Raw genomic sequence first — 15,846 nt, 5'->3', positions numbered from 1 at the left:
CGCAAGATCCCGTGCGCATCGCCAGATTCTCCATCGACGGGAACGTCGCCTTCGGCGCGGTCGAGGGTGACAGGCCGGACGAGCTCGTCCTCGACATCATCAAGGGCATCCCGTTCGCGGACTTCGAGCTCTCCGGTACGAAGGTCCCGTTGAGCAAGGTCAGGCTGCTGCCGCCGGTGCTCCCCAACAAGGTCGTGGCCTTCGGCCGCAACTACGCCGAGCACGCGCGCGAACTCGGCAACGACGTGCCGGACGCCCCGTTCGCCTTCTTCAAGCCCTCCACCGCGGTGATCGGCCCCGGCGACGAGATCCAGTACCCGTCCTTCACCGAGGACCTCCACCACGAGGCCGAACTGGCCGTCGTCATCGGCCGCATGTGCCGCGAGGTCCCGCGCGAGCGCGTCAAGGACGTGATCTTCGGCTTCACCTGCGCCAACGACATCACCGCCCGGGACGTCCAGAAGCGCGAGAAGCAGTGGGCCCGGGCCAAGGGCTTCGACACCTCCTGCCCGCTCGGCCCCTGGGTGGAGACGGACCTGGACCTCGAGCGGGCGTCCGACCTCACCATCCAGCTCACCGTCAACGGCGAGCAGCGCCAGCTCGGCCGCACCAGCGAGATGGTCCACCGCATCGAGGATCTGATCGTCAACATCACCGAGGCCATGACGCTGCTCCCCGGCGACGTGATCCTCACGGGCACCCCCGCAGGGGTCGGCCCCCTCAACGTCGGCGACGAGGTCGCCGTCACCATCGAAGGCATCGGCACTCTCACCAACAAGGTTGTCAAGCGTGGCTAGCGCACCCGGCTCCCCAGTCCGCGTCCGATTCTGTCCCTCGCCCACCGGTAACCCCCACGTGGGCCTGGTCCGCACCGCCCTGTTCAACTGGGCGTTCGCCAAGCACCACCAGGGCACCCTGGTCTTCCGCATCGAGGACACCGACGCGGCCCGCGACTCCGAGGAGTCCTACACCCAGCTCCTCGACTCGATGCGCTGGCTGGGCTTCGACTGGGACGAGGGCCCCGAGGTCGGCGGCCCGCACGCGCCCTACCGCCAGTCGCAGCGCATGGACCTCTACAAGGACATCGCCGCCAAGCTCCTCGACGCCGGCCACGCCTACCGCTGCTACTGCTCCCAGGAGGAGCTGGACAGCCGCCGCGAGGCCGCCCGCGCCGCCGGCAAGCCCTCCGGCTACGACGGCCACTGCCGCGACCTGACCGACGCGCAGGTCGAGGAGTACAAGGCCCAGGGCCGCGCCCCGATCGTCCGCTTCCGCATGCCCGACGAGACGATCACCTTCACGGACCTGGTCCGCGGCGAGCTGACCTTCACCCCGGAGAACGTCCCGGACTACGGCATCGTCCGCGCCAACGGCGCCCCGCTGTACACGCTCGTCAACCCGGTCGACGACGCCCTGATGGAGATCACCCACGTCCTGCGCGGCGAGGACCTGCTCTCCTCGACGCCCCGTCAGATCGCCCTGTACAAGGCGCTGACGGAGCTCGGCATCGCGAAGCAGACCCCGGCCTTCGGCCACCTGCCGTACGTGATGGGCGAGGGCAACAAGAAGCTCTCCAAGCGTGACCCCGAGTCCTCGCTGAACCTCTACCGCGAGCGCGGATTCCTGCCGGAGGGCCTGCTCAACTACCTCTCCCTGCTCGGCTGGTCGCTCTCCGCCGACCAGGACATCTTCACGATCGACGAGATGGTCGCGGCCTTCGACATCGCGGACGTGCAGCCCAACCCGGCCCGCTTCGACCTGAAGAAGTGCGAGTCGATCAACGGCGACCACATCCGCATGCTCGACGTGAAGGACTTCACCGAGCGCTGCGCCCCCTGGCTGAAGGCCCCGTTCGCCCCCTGGGCCCCCGAGGCCTTCGACGAGGTGAAGTGGCAGGCCATCGCCCCGCACGCGCAGACCCGCCTGAAGGTCCTGTCGGAGATCACGGACAACGTCGACTTCCTGTTCCTCGCGGAGCCGGTCTTCGACGAGGCGTCCTGGGCGAAGGCGATGAAGGAGGGCTCCGACGCCCTGCTGCGCACCGCCCGCGAGAAGCTGGACGCGGCCGACTGGTCCTCCCCGGAGTCCCTGAAGGAGGCCGTCCTGGCCGCCGGTGAGGCCCACGGCCTCAAGCTCGGCAAGGCCCAGGCCCCGGTCCGTGTCGCCGTCACCGGCCGCACGGTCGGCCTGCCCCTGTTCGAGTCCCTGGAGGTCCTGGGCAAGGACACGACCCTGGCCCGGATCGACGCGGCGCTGGCGAAGCTGGCGGCATAGCACGTTCACAGCGGGGCGGCGTCCGGTTCGGGCGCCGCCCTTCGCGTGTACGCCCAGCCGTCGCCCGGAGTTAACCCTTCCAGTCAACTTCCGCTTCCCGGGCGCACGTTGGATGTCCCCCGTGCACATGATGAGCGTGTGCACCCTGTCAACAGGGGGATGAACGTGACTCGTTCACGAAGACTTGCCGCGGTGGCGCTCGGCGGCGCGGTGGCTCTGACATGTGCCCTGCCGATCACGCCGGCGCAGGCCGTGGACTCGCCGGTGGGGACGGTCCGGCTCAGCGCGGAGAAGCGGGCAGAGCTCCGGTACGTCTGGGCGGGTGCGTCCGGCTTCCGGTACGCCTCGGGCAGCGGGGGCTCCACCACCTGGTTCGAGTACCCGGACTTCGTCCCGCCCGCGCACGCGGGGCCGGACGACCCGGCCACCGGCACCGACGTGACCACCACGGTGAGCGGCGCCACCGCCACGCAGAAGCACCGCTCCACGGGCGTGACCGCCACCCTCACGATCCCGCCCGGCCAGACCTACCAGGGCGCCGTGGGCTGGAGCGTGTGGACCCGGGACACCGCCGGCGCCGTGCATGTGCTGCGCGCGGGCGCCGACGGCACCACGACGGACGTGCCGGTCTCCGGCCTCCCGGAGGGCGCGCAGCCCACCGGCTACGTCATCGGCGGCTCGGTCCGCCGCATCGCGGTCGTCTACCGACTGGACGGGACGTACTCCGCCGGCCTGCTCGATCTCACGGACGGCGCCTTCCGCTCGTACATCACCGATGTGGGCGAGAACCCGGAGGTCGTCTTCAACGATCGCTGGCTCGTCGCCGAATGGAAGTCGATCCGGCTCGACGCCGAGCCCGGCACCCAGCCCGCCGCGCTGACCCCCTGGGGTGCCCATCTCGAAGCGGTGGTCGGCGACCAACTCCTCATCGGGAACCCGGACTTCGTGAGCGGCGCCGAACCCGCTCTGACCGCCCGCTCCCTGGTGACCGGCACCAACGCCACCGTGCTCACCTCGTCGTTCGGCGGAATCGGCCCGACCCTGGACGGCGGCGCGCTCGCCACCGCCGGACCCTCCAGCCTCGACTGGAACGTCCACCGGATCACGCCCACCGAGGACGGTGGCACCGCCACCCAGAAGGTCGCCCAGGTGCCCGCCACGGCGGCCGGCGTCCACGGACTGGCCCTCGCCGGCGGCGAGTTGTTCCTCTACGGCACGACGCCCGCCGCCGCCTACCGGTTCAACAGCTTCCAACTGGACGCCAGCGGCAGGCCAATCGGTCAGCAGACCCAGCGCAGCCCCGGACTGAGCGACAGCACCTGCCTGCCCGGCGACGCCGCCTGCCCCCAGCTAGAGGCCACGGGCGACGGCCGGGTCTCCTACCTCTGGACCAGCTCCGGCGGCCAGGAATCCGTCCTCAACGTCGGCCTGGACACCACCACCATCCGCACCGAACCCACGGACGGCGACACCGGCGGCCGTATCCCCGGCGGCAGCGGCCGATACGTGCTCTACAACGGCGGCTCCGGCACCCAGCGGGTCGTCGACTTCCCGAACGGCACGACCGAGGGCACCACCGTCCTCACCCGAGCCCGCACCGCGGCCGCGGTCTGGGGCCAGGTGCTGTGGACTCCCGGCACCACCCAGGGCTCCGTCGTCGGCAAGCACCTCAAGACCGGCCAGACGGTCTCCACCGTGGCCACCGGCGCGCCCTGCACCCCCACCGACATCCAGGCCGTCAACACCTGGCTGTACTGGTCCTGCGGCACCACCGCGGGCGTCTACGACCGGGCGACCAACCGGAAGATCACGGTCCCGGCCGACAACGGCCCGGCCCGCCTCGCCGACGGCTTCCTGCTCCGCGAGAACCGCACCACCCACGAACTGCTGCTCACCGACTTCCACGCCGGCACGGCCGCCACGCGCACCCTGGTCAAGCTGCCCACCGGCGACTGGAACACCGGAGGCAGCAACGGCCGCTGGGCCGTGGACCGCTTCGGCGGCCACATCGCCTACCTCAACGGCACCTACGGCGAGGTCTCGATCGTGGGCAGCGGGGTCCCCGCCTCGGCGCTCGCGCAGATGGAGGCCCAGACGGACGCGGTGCCGTTCGGCCCGACGAAGTCCAACCCCTGGCAGCCCGTCTGGCAGCTCAACAAGCCCGCCACCTGGACACTCACCCTGAGTAACAGCGGCGGCACGGTGATCCGGACCCTCACCGGCAGCACCAAGGGCGCCGCCGTCCGCGCCGCCTGGGACGGCTACGGCGAGGACGGCCGCCGGCTCACCGGCACGTACACCTGGAAGCTGACCGCCCAGCCCCGCGACGACCAGGGCCCGGCCCTCACCACCACCGGCACGACCACGGTCAACTGACGGACAGACCCGTGCCGTCCGGGTTACCGTCGGATCATGGCGATACGGGCGGTGGTCTGGGATGTGGACGACACCCTCTTCGACTACACCGCGGCGGACCGCGCGGGAATGCGGGCGCACTTGCTGACCGAGGGCCTGCTCGACGGATACGACAGCGTCGAGCAGGCCCTTGTGCGGTGGCGGCAGGTCACGGACGCCCAGTGGGCACGGTTCTCCGCCGGGGAGGCGACCTTCCAGGGCCAGCGGCGTGATCGCGTACGGGTCTTCCTGGGAGCGGAGCTCACCGACGCCCAGGCCGACGAGTGGTTCGAGCGTTACATCGGTCACTACGAGGCCGCCTGGGCCCTCTTCCCGGACGTCCTGCCCGTCCTCGACACCCTCGCCGCCAGCCACCGGCACGCGGTGCTGTCCAACTCCAGCCTCACCGTCCAGGACCGCAAGCTGCGGGTACTCGGCGTCCACGACCGCTTCGAGGCGATCCTGTGCGCCGCAGAGCTCGGCGTCTCCAAGCCGGAGGCCGGCGCCTTCCACGCCGCCTGCGCCGCTCTCGACCTCGCCCCGCACCAGGTCGCGTACGTCGGCGATCACCCGGAGATCGACGGGCGGGGCGCCTTGGACGCCGGACTGCTGTCGGTGTGGATCGACCGGGACGGGGCGTACACCAGCGACGACGACTCCGGCGGACCGCGCCGGATCGCCTCCCTCGCCGAACTCCCCGCGATCCTCGGCGCGGATACCCGTTTTGGAGCCCCGTCCACCTTCAGGTAATGTTCTTCCTGCGCCGCCGGGGAGCGGGCCGAAAGGCCGGGAACCGGAGGAGCAAACTAGAACAAGATCCCCTGAGGGGCTTGCGTTCCAGTGGCCTATGGTGTAATTGGCAGCACGACTGATTCTGGTTCAGTTAGTCTTGGTTCGAGTCCAGGTAGGCCAGCTCGCAGAGCTCATCTGCAAAGCCCCCGTTGTGTAGCGGCCTAGCACGCTGCCCTCTCAAGGCAGTAGCGCCGGTTCGAATCCGGTCGGGGGTACAGATCCTTCCCGCGAGGACGGTTCGGGTAGCTCCCGCCGATCTCGATGCAGGATCGCTAGGGCCCCCGTTGTGTAGCGGCCTAGCACGCCGCCCTCTCAAGGCGGTAGCGCCGGTTCGAATCCGGTCGGGGGTACGAACTGGTCTAAACCACATTGGTCTATGGTGTAATTGGCAGCACGACTGATTCTGGTTCAGTTAGTCTTGGTTCGAGTCCAGGTAGACCAGCTCGGATCTGCGGAAACGTAAGATCCATGCCCCCGTTGTGTAGCGGCCTAGCACGCCGCCCTCTCAAGGCGGTAGCGCCGGTTCGAATCCGGTCGGGGGTACAGAGACAAGGCCCTTCGCTTCGGCGGAGGGCCTTCGTCGTGCTGCCGGTTACTCGAAGCCGTACCGCCGCGTCGTCTCCTCCTCCTGGGCGAGGCGGTGCAGCGCCTGCAGGATCGGCTCGTTGATGATCGCCCCCAGGACCGCCCACTCGACCCGCTCCTCCTCCGAGGGGTGCGTCTCCATGTTGTCCAGGTCGAGGACTGCTGTCCGGTGCATCAACTCGGCGTACGGCGCGAGCAGTTCGGCCCCCCAGTCGTAGCCGAGCCGGCGGAACGCGGCCACCGCCACCACCAGTGAGCGGTACGCGGGGGAGACGGTCGTGAGCTGCTTGGCGTTCTCCCAGCCGAGCCGGTCCAGGAGCGTGCCGACCTCCTGGTGTGCGGCCCGGATGTACTCGTCGTCCTCGTCCGGCTCCGGAATCTGCGGCAGCGCCCACACCGCCGCGCCCAGGCGCATCGCGCGGGGCAGGGAGTCGTCGTCCACATGCCCCAGCACCTCCTTGACGGTCGCCACCGGCACCCGGCCGACCTGGATCATCGCGCGGATCAGCCGCAGCCGGCGCAGGTGCTCCTCGTCGTACTCGGCCGTGGTCGTGTTGATCTGCCGGCCAGGGGCCAACAGTCCTTCGCGCAGGTAGTACTTGATCGTCGAGGTGGACACCCCGCTGTGCTCGCTCAGTTCAGCCAGCCGCATCTCTTGCGCCCTTCATTGGGGAGTGTCACTATCCAAGCATCACTCGCAAGGATAGTGCCGCTATCCGACAGGGGAGGCAGGGACCGCATGTTCGCCAAGCCGGTACCGGGAGGCACCACCGCGGACACCGAGGGCGATGTGGTCGTCCTGTTGATCGGGATGCGCATCAACCACTTCTGGGCCGTGCATCACTGGCTGCCGGTGGCGGTGGCCATGCCGCGGATGCTGCGCGAGCTGGGGAGGGCGCCCGAGCTCGGCCTGCTCGGCCATGTACTGCTGACGGCCTCGCCGCGGACGTTCTACGTCGTCCAGTACTGGGAGTCGAAGGAGAAGCTCTACGCCTACGCGCACGCGTCGGACATGCTCCACCGCCGGGCGTGGGCGATCTTCAACCGCAAGGAGAAGGCGGGGAAGGTCCGGCAGCACGTGGGGATGTGGCACGAGACGTACGTCGTGCCGGAGGGGTCGTACGAGTCGATCTACTCGGACATGCCGGCGTTCGGGCTGGCGGCGGCGCACGGGCAGGTGCCGGTCGAGCGGCGGGGGCGGTATGCGAAGGACCGGTTCGCTCACAGGTCCGGGAGCGCGGCTTCCTAGGGGCGCGGGGGACTGCGTCCGCCCCCGGGGTGGGCCACCGTCCCGTCGGTGAAGGACCTGCCGCGGCGTTGAGGCCGGTCCTTCACCGACGGGACTACGGCATTGCCGGCGCCGTCAGCCTGTGCGGCGCAGGGCCTCCGAGAGGCGGGCCGCGGCGTCGATGACCGCCTGGGCGTGCATACGGCCCGGGTGGCGGCTGAGGCGCTCGATGGGGCCGGAGACCGAGACGGCGGCCACGACGCGGTTCGAGGGGCCGCGCACGGGCGCGGAGACGGACGCGACGCCCGGCTCGCGCTCGCCGATCGACTGGGCCCAGCCCCGGCGTCGTACACCGGAGAGCGCGGTGGCCGTGAAGCGGGCGCCCTGGAGGCCGCGGTGCAGGCGCTCCGGCTCCTCCCAGGCCATGAGGATCTGCGCCGACGAACCGGCCTTCATCGTGAGCGTCGAGCCGACCGGGACCGTGTCCCGAAGACCGGACAGGCGTTCCGCCGCGGCGACGCAGATACGCATGTCGCCCTGGCGGCGGTAGAGCTGCGCGCTCTCGCCGGTGACGTCACGGAGGTGGGTGAGGACCGGGCCCGCCGTGGCGAGGAGGCGGTCCTCACCGGCCGCCGCGGCCAGTTCCGCGAGGCGGGGGCCCAGAATGAACCTGCCCTGCATGTCACGCGCCACCATGCGGTGGTGTTCCAGAGCCACGGCCAGCCGATGAGCCGTGGGTCGTGCCAATCCGGTGGCCGAGACGAGCCCTGCGAGGGTGGCCGGACCGGACTCCAGGGCGCTCAGGACAAGGGCTGCCTTGTCCAGAACGCCGACGCCGCTACTGTTGTCCATGAAACGATACTCGCGTCTCACTCTGTGAAACGCAAGTTCAATTTTCCGTGGAACGCGCCACTCTGGAAGAACGAAGGCAGAGCGGCCCGTGAACAGAACGGGCCTGGCGGCGGACGCCCGGAAGCAGGGGCGCGGGCGGCGGTCGCCTTCTCAAGATCTCTAGTTGGGCCGGTGGACCGTATACCGGCCGAAGGGAAAGCGATGGGTAGGACACTCGCGGAGAAGGTCTGGGACGACCATGTCGTCCGGCGCGCCGAGGGCGAGCCCGACCTCCTCTTCATCGATCTGCACCTGCTGCACGAGGTGACCAGCCCGCAGGCCTTCGACGGCCTCCGCAAGAGCGGTCGCCGGGTGCGCCGGCTCGACCTGACCATCGCCACCGAGGACCACAACACCCCGACCCTCGACATCGACAAGCCCATCGCGGACCCGGTCTCCCGCGTCCAGCTCGAGACGCTGCGCAAGAACGCCGCCGAGTTCGGGGTGCGGCTGCACCCGCTGGGCGACGTCGAGCAGGGCGTCGTGCACGTCGTCGGCCCGCAGCTCGGCCTGACCCAGCCGGGCATGACCGTGGTCTGCGGTGACTCCCACACCTCCACGCACGGCGCCTTCGGCGGTCTGGCGTTCGGCATCGGCACCTCCCAGGTCGAGCACGTGCTGGCCACCCAGACGCTGCCCATGGCCCGCCCGAAGACCATGGCCATCACGGTCAACGGCGAGCTGCCCGAGGCCGTCACCGCCAAGGACCTGATCCTGGCGATCATCGCCCGGATCGGTACGGGCGGCGGCCAGGGCTACGTCCTGGAGTACCGCGGCGAGGCCATCGAGAAGCTCTCGATGGAGGCCCGGATGACCATCTGCAACATGTCGATCGAGGCCGGTGCCCGCGCGGGCATGATCGCCCCCGACCAGACCACCTTCGACTACCTCGAGGGCCGCCCGCACGCGCCCAAGGGCGAGGACTGGGACGCCGCCGTCGCGTACTGGAAGACGCTGAAGACGGACGCGGACGCCGAGTTCGACGCCGAGGTCGTCATCGAGGCCGCCGAGCTGTCGCCGTTCGTCACCTGGGGCACCAACCCGGGCCAGGGCGCGCCGCTTTCGGCATCGGTCCCCGATCCTGCTTCGTACGAAGACGCTTCGGAGCGCCTCGCCGCCGAAAAGGCCCTGGAATACATGGGGTTGGAGGCCGGTCAGCCGCTGCGTTCCATCAAGGTGGACACCGTCTTCGTAGGCTCCTGCACCAACGGTCGTATCGAGGACCTGCGCGCCGCCGCCGAGCTCGTGAAGGGCCGCAAAGTCGCCGACGGCGTACGGATGCTGGTCGTGCCCGGCTCCGCGCGGGTCGGTCTGCAGGCCGTTTCCGAGGGCCTGGACGTCGTCTTCAAGGACGCCGGCGCCGAATGGCGGCACGCGGGCTGCTCGATGTGTCTGGGCATGAACCCGGACCAGCTCGCCCCCGGTGAGCGCTCCGCGTCCACGTCCAACCGCAACTTCGAGGGGCGGCAGGGCAAGGGCGGCCGCACGCACCTGGTGTCGCCGCAGGTCGCGGCGGCCACCGCGGTCCTGGGCCACCTGGCTTCCCCGGCCGACCTGTCCGACGCCGAGACCCGTACGCCCGCTGGAGTCTGAGAAGTCATGGAAGCATTCACCAAGCACACCGGCCGGGCCGTTCCGCTGCGCCGCTCCAATGTCGACACCGACCAGATCATCCCTGCTCACTGGCTCAAGAAGGTGACCCGGGACGGGTTCGAGGACGGGCTGTTCGAGGCCTGGCGCAAGGACCCGGAGTTCGTCCTCAACCGGCCCGAGCGCGAGGGCGCCACCGTGCTGGTCGCCGGCCCCGACTTCGGCACCGGCTCGTCCCGTGAGCACGCGGTCTGGGCGCTGCAGAACTACGGTTTCAAGGCCGTCATCTCCTCGCGCTTCGCGGACATCTTCCGCGGTAACTCGCTCAAGAACGGCCTGCTCACGGTGGTTCTGGAGCAGAAGATCGTGGACGCGCTGTGGGAGCTCACCGAGAGGGACCCGCAGGCCGAGGTCACGGTCGACCTGGAGGCCCGCGAGGTGCGCGCCGAGGGCATCACGGCTCCCTTCGAGCTGGACGAGAACTCCCGCTGGCGGCTGCTGAACGGCCTCGACGACATCTCGATCACCCTGAGGAACGAGGACGACATCGCCGCCTACGAGGCGAAGCGGCCGTCGTTCAAGCCGCGCACGCTCCAGATCTGACCCGAGAGTCGCGCACAAGGCGACTTTCGGACACCGAAAACACCCACCCAGTACCCCCGATCAGCCCGATCGGGGGTACTGGCATGTCTGCACCCGAACGGTCCTGTGCTGGGTGCGTGCCCCGCTCAACTTCCCACGTTAGGGCGGGTGTTGCCGGGGTACGCGAGTGGTGCGGCGGTGACTTCCGCAAGTGCCCGGAAGGCCATTTGAGGCCGGAGTTACACCCCTGGCAGGCGACAACTCGCCCCAGATGGCACAATCTGTGCATGGAACACGACGGCCAACTCGAGCTCTATGCGGCAGTCGCGGACCAACTGAAGGAAGCGCACGCAAGAGTGCGCGCACTGCAAGTCCCGGAGGGCGTACGGATGGCGCTGACCCGGAAGCTGCTGGTCATTACGGCCGCGGCCAAGCACGACGTCGCCGAAGCGACAAGGCGTCTGGAGCGGTTCATGGCGGATCTCGACGCGGGGCGATTCCCCGAAGAGGAACGCTGAACACCTTCGAGACAGTCGAGTCTGTTGCGGCACAAGGGTGATTAGCCCGTTTCGTGTTTGATTTGCGGTATATATCTGCCTAACGTGCGAAAAAGCTTGAACACTTTCGTTCTGGCGATGTCTCCGAAGGGGAAGACGTGAACAAGGCGCAGCTCGTAGAAGCGATTGCCGACAAGATGGGCGGCCGCCAGCAGGCCGCCGATGCTGTCGACCACGTACTGGACGCGATCGTCCGCGCGGTCGTCTCGGGTGAGCGGGTCTCGGTCACCGGCTTCGGTTCGTTCGAGAAGGTCGACCGTCCGGCTCGGTACGCCCGTAACCCTCAGACGGGCGAGCGGGTTCGGGTCAAGAAGACCTCCGTTCCGCGCTTCCGTGCGGGTCAGGGCTTCAAGGACCTGGTGAGCGGCTCGAAGAAGCTCCCGCGGGGCGGCGAGGTCGCCGTCAAGAAGGCGCCCAAGGGCAGCCTGACCGGTGGTGCCTCGGCGACGGTCAAGAAGGCCGCCGCGAAGAAGACCACCAAGGCGGCCGCGAAGAAGGTGACCGCGAAGAAGACGACGGCCAAGAAGACGACGGCCGCCGCCAAGAAGACCACCGCGAAGAAGACGACGGCCAAGAAGACCACGGCCGCCGCCAAGAAGACCACCGCGGCGAAGAAGGCCACCGCCAAGAAGGCGACGGCGAAGAAGGCCCCGGCGAAGAAGGCCACCGCCAAGAAGGCCCCGGCCAAGAAGTCGACGGCGCGCAAGTCCACCGCCAAGAGGACCACGCGCAGCAGGTAGGACCGCACAGGGGCACTCACGCGCCGGGCCGGACTCCGCACGGAGTCCGGCCCGCGGCGTGTTCAGGCGCCCGGTGCCGGGCTTAGAAGGTCTGCAACGTCACCAGCGTGATGCGCAGGGACCCGCCCTCGCCCTCCGTCTCGATGCGGACCCGTTGCCCGGGGCGCAGCAGCCGCAGGCCGCCGGCGTCGAAGGCCGGGGCGTCGAAGGGGACCGGGGTGCCGTCGTCCAGGAGGACGCTGCCGGTACGGGTTTCGGCGTCGTAGGTGTACGAGGTGGCCTGCATGGGGTCAGCCTATGCCGGGTTGTGGTTCGGCCGCGGCGCCGTTCGGGGCCGGTCGCGCGGTTCCCCGCGCCCCTGAAGGGCGTGGCCGCTACGGTTCCTTGATCAGCAGCCGTGCGGCCGCTGTCGCCGTTCGCGGGCCCACGCCCAGGGCCAGTGCGGCTCTCAGATCGGCGCCGGTGTCCACGTCCTGGCGTACCGAATCCACGTCGTCGAGGTCGAGTTCCGTGGCACCCGAGGCGCGGTGCCGGGCCCGCGAATCCCCGCCGAATGCGGGGCGCAATTCATGGCCGGGGGCAGCCGTCAGCAATGTGGTGCCGATGGCCGCCGCATCGGGGAGAAAAGCGCGTGGGAATTCCGCCGCCGAGTCCATTACCCGGGCCAATTCCAGCGGGCGCAGCGCGGGAAGGTCGGCGTTCAGGGCGGCGACGGGCGTTTCCGGGCGGGACGCGCGTACGACCGCCGCCGCGTGCGCCAGCGCGGCGTTCAGGCCGCCGCCGGGCTCGTCGGGGACGATGTGCGCGCCAAGTGCGCCCAGCTCGCGCCCGGCCAGGGCATCGTCCGTGACGACGGCCACATCCTTCACCGCCGGGCAGGCCAGCGCCGCGGCCACGGTGTCCAGGGCGAAGGCGAGTGCCAGGCCCGGGCGCAGTGCGTCCGCCGCGGTGTCCGACAGCCTGCTCTTCGCCCGAGCCAAGGGCTTCAGGGGTACGACCAAGGTCCACTGCACTGGCGTTCCGTCCCTCTCTAGTCGCGGTCATTGTCACTCAGCCGTCACCAGGGCCATCTGGCGGTTGCAGCCGCGAGGCGTACGGTGTTCTCGACAGACCGGCGGCCTGGGGCGACACTTGTGCGGCCCCCAGGCCCGATGTCGTTCGATCCCTAGAGGAAGGTGCACGCGTGCCCCGCCGCAGAATCGGCTTCTGGTACCGCTTCGCCGCGGTGCTCTGCAAACCGCCGCTGGTGGTTCTGATCAAGCGGGACTGGCGTGGAATGGAGCACATTCCGGCCGAGGGTGGATTTATCACCGCGGTGAACCACAATTCGCACATCGATCCCTTCGCGTACGCGCACTTTCAGTACAACACCGGCCGGGTTCCGCGATTCCTGGCAAAGAGCGGGCTTTTCAAGAAGGGGTTCGTCGGCGCCGCGATGCGCGGCACCGGGCAGATCCCCGTCTACCGGGAGACCACGGACGCGCTGAGCGCGTTCCGGGCCGCGATCGACGCCGTGGAGCGGGGCGAATGCGTCGCCTTCTACCCGGAGGGCACCATCACCCGGGACCCCGACCAGTGGCCCATGACCGGCAAGACCGGCGCCGCGCGCGTGGCCCTGCAGACCAAGTGCCCGGTGATCCCGGTCGCGCAGTGGGGCGCCAACGAGCTGCTGCCCCCCTACGCCAAGAAGCTCAACATCCTTCCGCGCAAGACCCACCAGGTGCTCGCGGGCCCGCCGGTGGATCTGACGGGCTTCTACGACAAGGAGATGACCCCGGACCTCCTCAAGGAGGCGACCGAGGTCATCATGGCCGCCATCACCCGCCAGCTCGAGGAGATTCGCGGCGAGAAGGCGCCCGGCACGACGTACGACCCGCGCCGGGAGCGCATCGAGCAGCGCCGCAGGACCGCCGCGCAGAACAACGCGCAGAACAACCGGCAGACGAAGGCCGAGCAGGAAGAGGGGCAGGGCACGTGAGCAAGCCCGTCAAGGCGGCAGTCCTGAGTGCCGGTTCGTGGGGCACGGCCTTCGGCATCGTCCTCGCCGACGCCGGCTGCGAAGTCACCCTGTGGGCCCGCCGTCCCGAGGTCGCCGACGCCATCAACTCGGCCCGCACGAACCCCGACTACTTCCCCGGCGTCGAGCTCCCGCAGGGCATCCGGGCCACCACCGACCCCGCCGAGGCCATGGCCGGCGCCGACTTCACGGTGCTGTCCGTCCCCTCCCAGACCCTGCGCGCCAACCTCGCCGAGTGGACCCCGATGCTGGCGCCGGGCACCGTCCTGGTGTCGCTGATGAAGGGCGTCGAACTCGGCACCACCATGCGGATGAGCGAGGTGATCGAGGACGTGGCGAAGGTCGGCCACGACCGCATCGCCGTGGTCACCGGGCCCAACCTGGCCCGTGAGATCGCCTCCCGCATGCCCGCCGCGGCCGTCGTGGCCTGCACCGACGAGTCCGTCGCCCAGCGCCTGCAGGCCGCCAGCCACACGCCGTACTTCCGCCCGTACACCAATACGGACGTGGTGGGTTGCGAACTGGGCGGTGCCGTGAAGAACGTCATCGGCCTCGCCGTCGGCATCGCGGACGGCATGGGCCTCGGCGACAACGCCAAGGGCTCGCTCATCACCCGCGGCCTCGCCGAGACGACCCGGCTCGGGGTCGCGCTGGGCGCCGACCCCCTGACGTTCTCCGGCCTCGCCGGCCTCGGCGACCTGGTGGCGACCTGCTCCTCGCCGCTCTCGCGCAACCACACCTTCGGCACCAACCTCGGCAAGGGCATGACCCTCCAGGAGACCATCGCGGTCACCAAGCAGACCGCCGAGGGCGTCAAGTCCTGCGAGTCCGTGCTGGATCTGGCCCGTCGGCACGGCGTCGACATGCCGATCACGGAGACGGTCGTCGGGATCGTGCACGAGGGCAAGCCGCCGGTCGTCGCCCTCAAGGAGCTGATGTCGCGCAGCGCCAAGCCCGAGCGACGCTGAGCGACGCCGGGCGGAACGCCACCCTCCGGACGCTGACTCGGACCCTACGGGCGGGTACGCTCATCGCGATATGAGCACCGAGAACCTCCCCCAGAGCCCAGTCCAGCCGCAGCGCAAGCCGCGTGTGGCCGTCGTGTTCGGCGGCCGCAGCTCCGAGCACGGGATCTCCATGGTCACCGCCGGCGCCGTACTGCGCGCGATCGACCGGACGAAGTACGACGTCCTGCCGATCGGCATCACGCAGAGTGGCCGCTGGGTGCTCACCGCCGACGACCCGGAACGCATGGCGATCACCGAGCGCCGCACGCCCAACGTCGAGCAGTTGGCCGACTCCAGCGAGGGCGGCGTGGTGCTCCCCGTCGACCCGGCGAACCGCGAAGTCGTCTACGCCGAGCCTGGATCGGTGCCCAAGGCACTGGGCGAGATCGACGTGGTCTTCCCGGTGCTGCACGGGCCCTACGGCGAGGACGGCACCCTCCAGGGCCTGCTGGAGCTCTCCGGGGTGCCCTACGTCGGCTCCGGCGTGCTGGCCTCGGCCGTCGGCCAGGACAAGGAGTACATGAAGCGGGTTTTCACCTCCTTCGGGCTCAAGGTGGGCCCCTACGTGGTGATCCGGCCGCGCGAGTGGGAGCAGGACGAGTCCGCCGCCCGCAAGAAGATCATCGACCTCGCCGGCGACCACGGCTGGCCGCTCTTCGTGAAGCCCGCGCGGGCGGGCTCGTCGATCGGCATCACCAAGGTCGAGGACCTGTCCGGCCTGGACGAGGCGATCGCCGAGGCGCAGCGGCACGACCCGAAGATCCTCGTCGAGGCGGCACTGCGCGGCCGCGAGATCGAGTGCGGGGTGCTGGAGTTCGAGGACGGCCCGCGCGCCTCCGTCCCGGCGGAGATCCCGCCGCCGGACGCGCACGCCTACTACGACTTCGAGGCCAAGTACATCGACTCCACGCCCGGCATCGTGCCGGCGCCGCTGACGCCCGAGGAGACGGCCGAGGTGCAGCGCCTGGCCGTCGACGCCTTCGAGGCGGCCTCCTGCGAGGGCCTGGTGCGCGCGGACTTCTTCCTCACCGAGGACGGGGAGTTCGTGATCAACGAGATCAACACGATGCCCGGATTCACGCCGATCTCTATGTACCCGCAGATGTGGCAGGCGAGCGGGATCAGCTACCCGGACCTGGTGGACCGGCTGATCGAGGCGGCGCTGCGGCGCTCGACCGGACTCAGGTAG

Annotated in this window: 16 protein-coding genes and 5 tRNA genes; 17 read left to right on the top strand and 4 right to left on the bottom strand. The window is 69.7% G+C overall.

What is annotated here, in order from left to right:
* Positions 1 to 11: 11 nt before the first annotated feature.
* The 9 genes from ACZ69Q_RS38070 (at position 12) to ACZ69Q_RS38030 (ending at position 6,003) form a co-directional block, all read left to right on the top strand.
* A complete protein-coding gene (locus ACZ69Q_RS38070) occupies positions 12 to 797 on the top strand; it encodes a fumarylacetoacetate hydrolase family protein (RefSeq protein WP_471051368.1) in 786 nt (261 codons plus the stop codon).
* A complete protein-coding gene (gene gltX / locus ACZ69Q_RS38065; RefSeq protein WP_471051365.1) occupies positions 790 to 2,274 on the top strand; it encodes a glutamate--tRNA ligase in 1,485 nt (494 codons plus the stop codon). The genes ACZ69Q_RS38070 and gltX overlap by 8 nt, the downstream gene beginning before the upstream one ends.
* A gap of 165 nt (positions 2,275 to 2,439) precedes the next feature.
* Complete coding sequence (locus ACZ69Q_RS38060) at positions 2,440 to 4,650, top strand: hypothetical protein (protein WP_471051362.1); 2,211 nt, start codon at positions 2,440 to 2,442, stop codon at positions 4,648 to 4,650.
* Positions 4,651 to 4,686: 36 nt separating this feature from the next.
* The gene (locus ACZ69Q_RS38055) at positions 4,687 to 5,418 is read left to right on the top strand and encodes an HAD family hydrolase (RefSeq protein WP_471051359.1); all 732 of its coding nucleotides are present in this window, start codon (positions 4,687 to 4,689) and stop codon (positions 5,416 to 5,418) included.
* Positions 5,419 to 5,509: 91 nt separating this feature from the next.
* Positions 5,510 to 5,581 (top strand) — tRNA-Gln (locus tag ACZ69Q_RS38050).
* A gap of 21 nt (positions 5,582 to 5,602) precedes the next feature.
* Positions 5,603 to 5,675, top strand: a tRNA-Glu gene (locus tag ACZ69Q_RS38045).
* 62 nt (positions 5,676 to 5,737) lie between these two features.
* A tRNA-Glu gene (locus ACZ69Q_RS38040) sits at positions 5,738 to 5,810 on the top strand.
* Positions 5,811 to 5,830: 20 nt separating this feature from the next.
* A tRNA-Gln gene (locus tag ACZ69Q_RS38035) sits at positions 5,831 to 5,902 on the top strand.
* 28 nt (positions 5,903 to 5,930) lie between these two features.
* Positions 5,931 to 6,003: transfer RNA gene (locus ACZ69Q_RS38030), tRNA-Glu, on the top strand.
* 49 nt (positions 6,004 to 6,052) lie between these two features.
* Here ACZ69Q_RS38030 and ACZ69Q_RS38025 read toward each other — a convergent pair.
* Positions 6,053 to 6,697: a MerR family transcriptional regulator gene (locus ACZ69Q_RS38025; protein WP_471051356.1), complete on the bottom strand. Its 645-nt coding sequence runs from the start codon at positions 6,695 to 6,697 to the stop codon at positions 6,053 to 6,055.
* 87 nt (positions 6,698 to 6,784) lie between these two features.
* Here ACZ69Q_RS38025 and ACZ69Q_RS38020 point away from each other — a divergent pair, with 87 nt between their 5' ends.
* The gene (locus ACZ69Q_RS38020) at positions 6,785 to 7,294 is read left to right on the top strand and encodes a DUF4188 domain-containing protein (protein WP_471051353.1); all 510 of its coding nucleotides are present in this window, start codon (positions 6,785 to 6,787) and stop codon (positions 7,292 to 7,294) included.
* Positions 7,295 to 7,408: 114 nt separating this feature from the next.
* On the opposite strand, the gene ndgR is transcribed toward ACZ69Q_RS38020, so the two are convergent.
* Positions 7,409 to 8,125: an IclR family transcriptional regulator NdgR gene (gene ndgR, locus ACZ69Q_RS38015; RefSeq protein ID WP_217215073.1), complete on the bottom strand. Its 717-nt coding sequence runs from the start codon at positions 8,123 to 8,125 to the stop codon at positions 7,409 to 7,411.
* A gap of 201 nt (positions 8,126 to 8,326) precedes the next feature.
* Here ndgR and leuC point away from each other — a divergent pair, with 201 nt between their 5' ends.
* The 4 genes from leuC (at position 8,327) to ACZ69Q_RS37995 (ending at position 11,633) form a co-directional block, all read left to right on the top strand.
* Positions 8,327 to 9,757: a 3-isopropylmalate dehydratase large subunit gene (gene leuC, locus ACZ69Q_RS38010; protein ID WP_471051350.1), complete on the top strand. Its 1,431-nt coding sequence runs from the start codon at positions 8,327 to 8,329 to the stop codon at positions 9,755 to 9,757.
* 6 nt (positions 9,758 to 9,763) lie between these two features.
* Positions 9,764 to 10,357 (top strand): 3-isopropylmalate dehydratase small subunit, encoded by a 594-nt coding sequence (gene leuD, locus ACZ69Q_RS38005; RefSeq protein WP_471051347.1) that lies wholly within the window; start codon positions 9,764 to 9,766, stop codon positions 10,355 to 10,357.
* Positions 10,358 to 10,623: 266 nt separating this feature from the next.
* Positions 10,624 to 10,854 carry an SCO5555 family protein gene (locus ACZ69Q_RS38000; protein WP_217215076.1) on the top strand — a complete coding sequence of 77 codons (231 nt, stop codon included), beginning with the start codon at positions 10,624 to 10,626 and terminating at the stop codon, positions 10,852 to 10,854.
* 137 nt (positions 10,855 to 10,991) lie between these two features.
* Positions 10,992 to 11,633, top strand: coding sequence for an HU family DNA-binding protein (locus tag ACZ69Q_RS37995; protein ID WP_471051344.1), 642 nt, complete (start codon positions 10,992 to 10,994; stop codon positions 11,631 to 11,633).
* Positions 11,634 to 11,715: 82 nt separating this feature from the next.
* Here ACZ69Q_RS37995 and ACZ69Q_RS37990 read toward each other — a convergent pair whose 3' ends face one another.
* Both ACZ69Q_RS37990 and cofC read right to left on the bottom strand, forming a co-directional pair.
* Positions 11,716 to 11,919 (bottom strand): hypothetical protein, encoded by a 204-nt coding sequence (locus ACZ69Q_RS37990; RefSeq protein ID WP_471051341.1) that lies wholly within the window; start codon positions 11,917 to 11,919, stop codon positions 11,716 to 11,718.
* A gap of 88 nt (positions 11,920 to 12,007) precedes the next feature.
* Positions 12,008 to 12,646 (bottom strand): 2-phospho-L-lactate guanylyltransferase, encoded by a 639-nt coding sequence (gene cofC, locus ACZ69Q_RS37985; protein ID WP_471051338.1) that lies wholly within the window; start codon positions 12,644 to 12,646, stop codon positions 12,008 to 12,010.
* A 170-nt stretch (positions 12,647 to 12,816) separates the two neighbouring features.
* Here cofC and ACZ69Q_RS37980 point away from each other — a divergent pair, with 170 nt between their 5' ends.
* The 3 genes from ACZ69Q_RS37980 to ACZ69Q_RS37970 all read left to right on the top strand — a co-directional run bounded on the left by ACZ69Q_RS37980 (position 12,817) and on the right by ACZ69Q_RS37970 (position 15,846).
* Positions 12,817 to 13,611, top strand: a complete 795-nt coding sequence (locus tag ACZ69Q_RS37980; protein WP_471051335.1) for a lysophospholipid acyltransferase family protein — start codon at positions 12,817 to 12,819, stop codon at positions 13,609 to 13,611.
* Positions 13,608 to 14,618: an NAD(P)H-dependent glycerol-3-phosphate dehydrogenase gene (locus tag ACZ69Q_RS37975; RefSeq protein WP_471051331.1), complete on the top strand. Its 1,011-nt coding sequence runs from the start codon at positions 13,608 to 13,610 to the stop codon at positions 14,616 to 14,618. The genes ACZ69Q_RS37980 and ACZ69Q_RS37975 overlap by 4 nt, the downstream gene beginning before the upstream one ends.
* Positions 14,619 to 14,688: 70 nt before the next feature.
* Positions 14,689 to 15,846, top strand: a complete 1,158-nt coding sequence (locus tag ACZ69Q_RS37970) for a D-alanine--D-alanine ligase family protein (protein ID WP_471051328.1) — start codon at positions 14,689 to 14,691, stop codon at positions 15,844 to 15,846.

It is taken from the genome of Streptomyces sp. NPDC036764 (assembly GCF_055609385.1).
This window is presented reverse-complemented; position numbering and strand designations above follow the sequence as displayed.

Coding starts and splice junctions, on each gene's coding strand:
- ACZ69Q_RS38055 (WP_471051359.1), top strand. CDS start 4,687: ATGGCGATACGGGCGGTGGTCTGGGATGTGGACGACACCCTCTTCGAC.
- ACZ69Q_RS38025 (WP_471051356.1), bottom strand. CDS start 6,697: ATGCGGCTGGCTGAACTGAGCGAGCACAGCGGGGTGTCCACCTCGACG.
- ACZ69Q_RS38020 (WP_471051353.1), top strand. CDS start 6,785: ATGTTCGCCAAGCCGGTACCGGGAGGCACCACCGCGGACACCGAGGGC.
- ndgR (WP_217215073.1), bottom strand. CDS start 8,125: ATGGACAACAGTAGCGGCGTCGGCGTTCTGGACAAGGCAGCCCTTGTC.
- leuC (WP_471051350.1), top strand. CDS start 8,327: ATGGGTAGGACACTCGCGGAGAAGGTCTGGGACGACCATGTCGTCCGG.
- leuD (WP_471051347.1), top strand. CDS start 9,764: ATGGAAGCATTCACCAAGCACACCGGCCGGGCCGTTCCGCTGCGCCGC.
- ACZ69Q_RS38000 (WP_217215076.1), top strand. CDS start 10,624: ATGGAACACGACGGCCAACTCGAGCTCTATGCGGCAGTCGCGGACCAA.
- ACZ69Q_RS37990 (WP_471051341.1), bottom strand. CDS start 11,919: ATGCAGGCCACCTCGTACACCTACGACGCCGAAACCCGTACCGGCAGC.
- ACZ69Q_RS37970 (WP_471051328.1), top strand. CDS start 14,689: ATGAGCACCGAGAACCTCCCCCAGAGCCCAGTCCAGCCGCAGCGCAAG.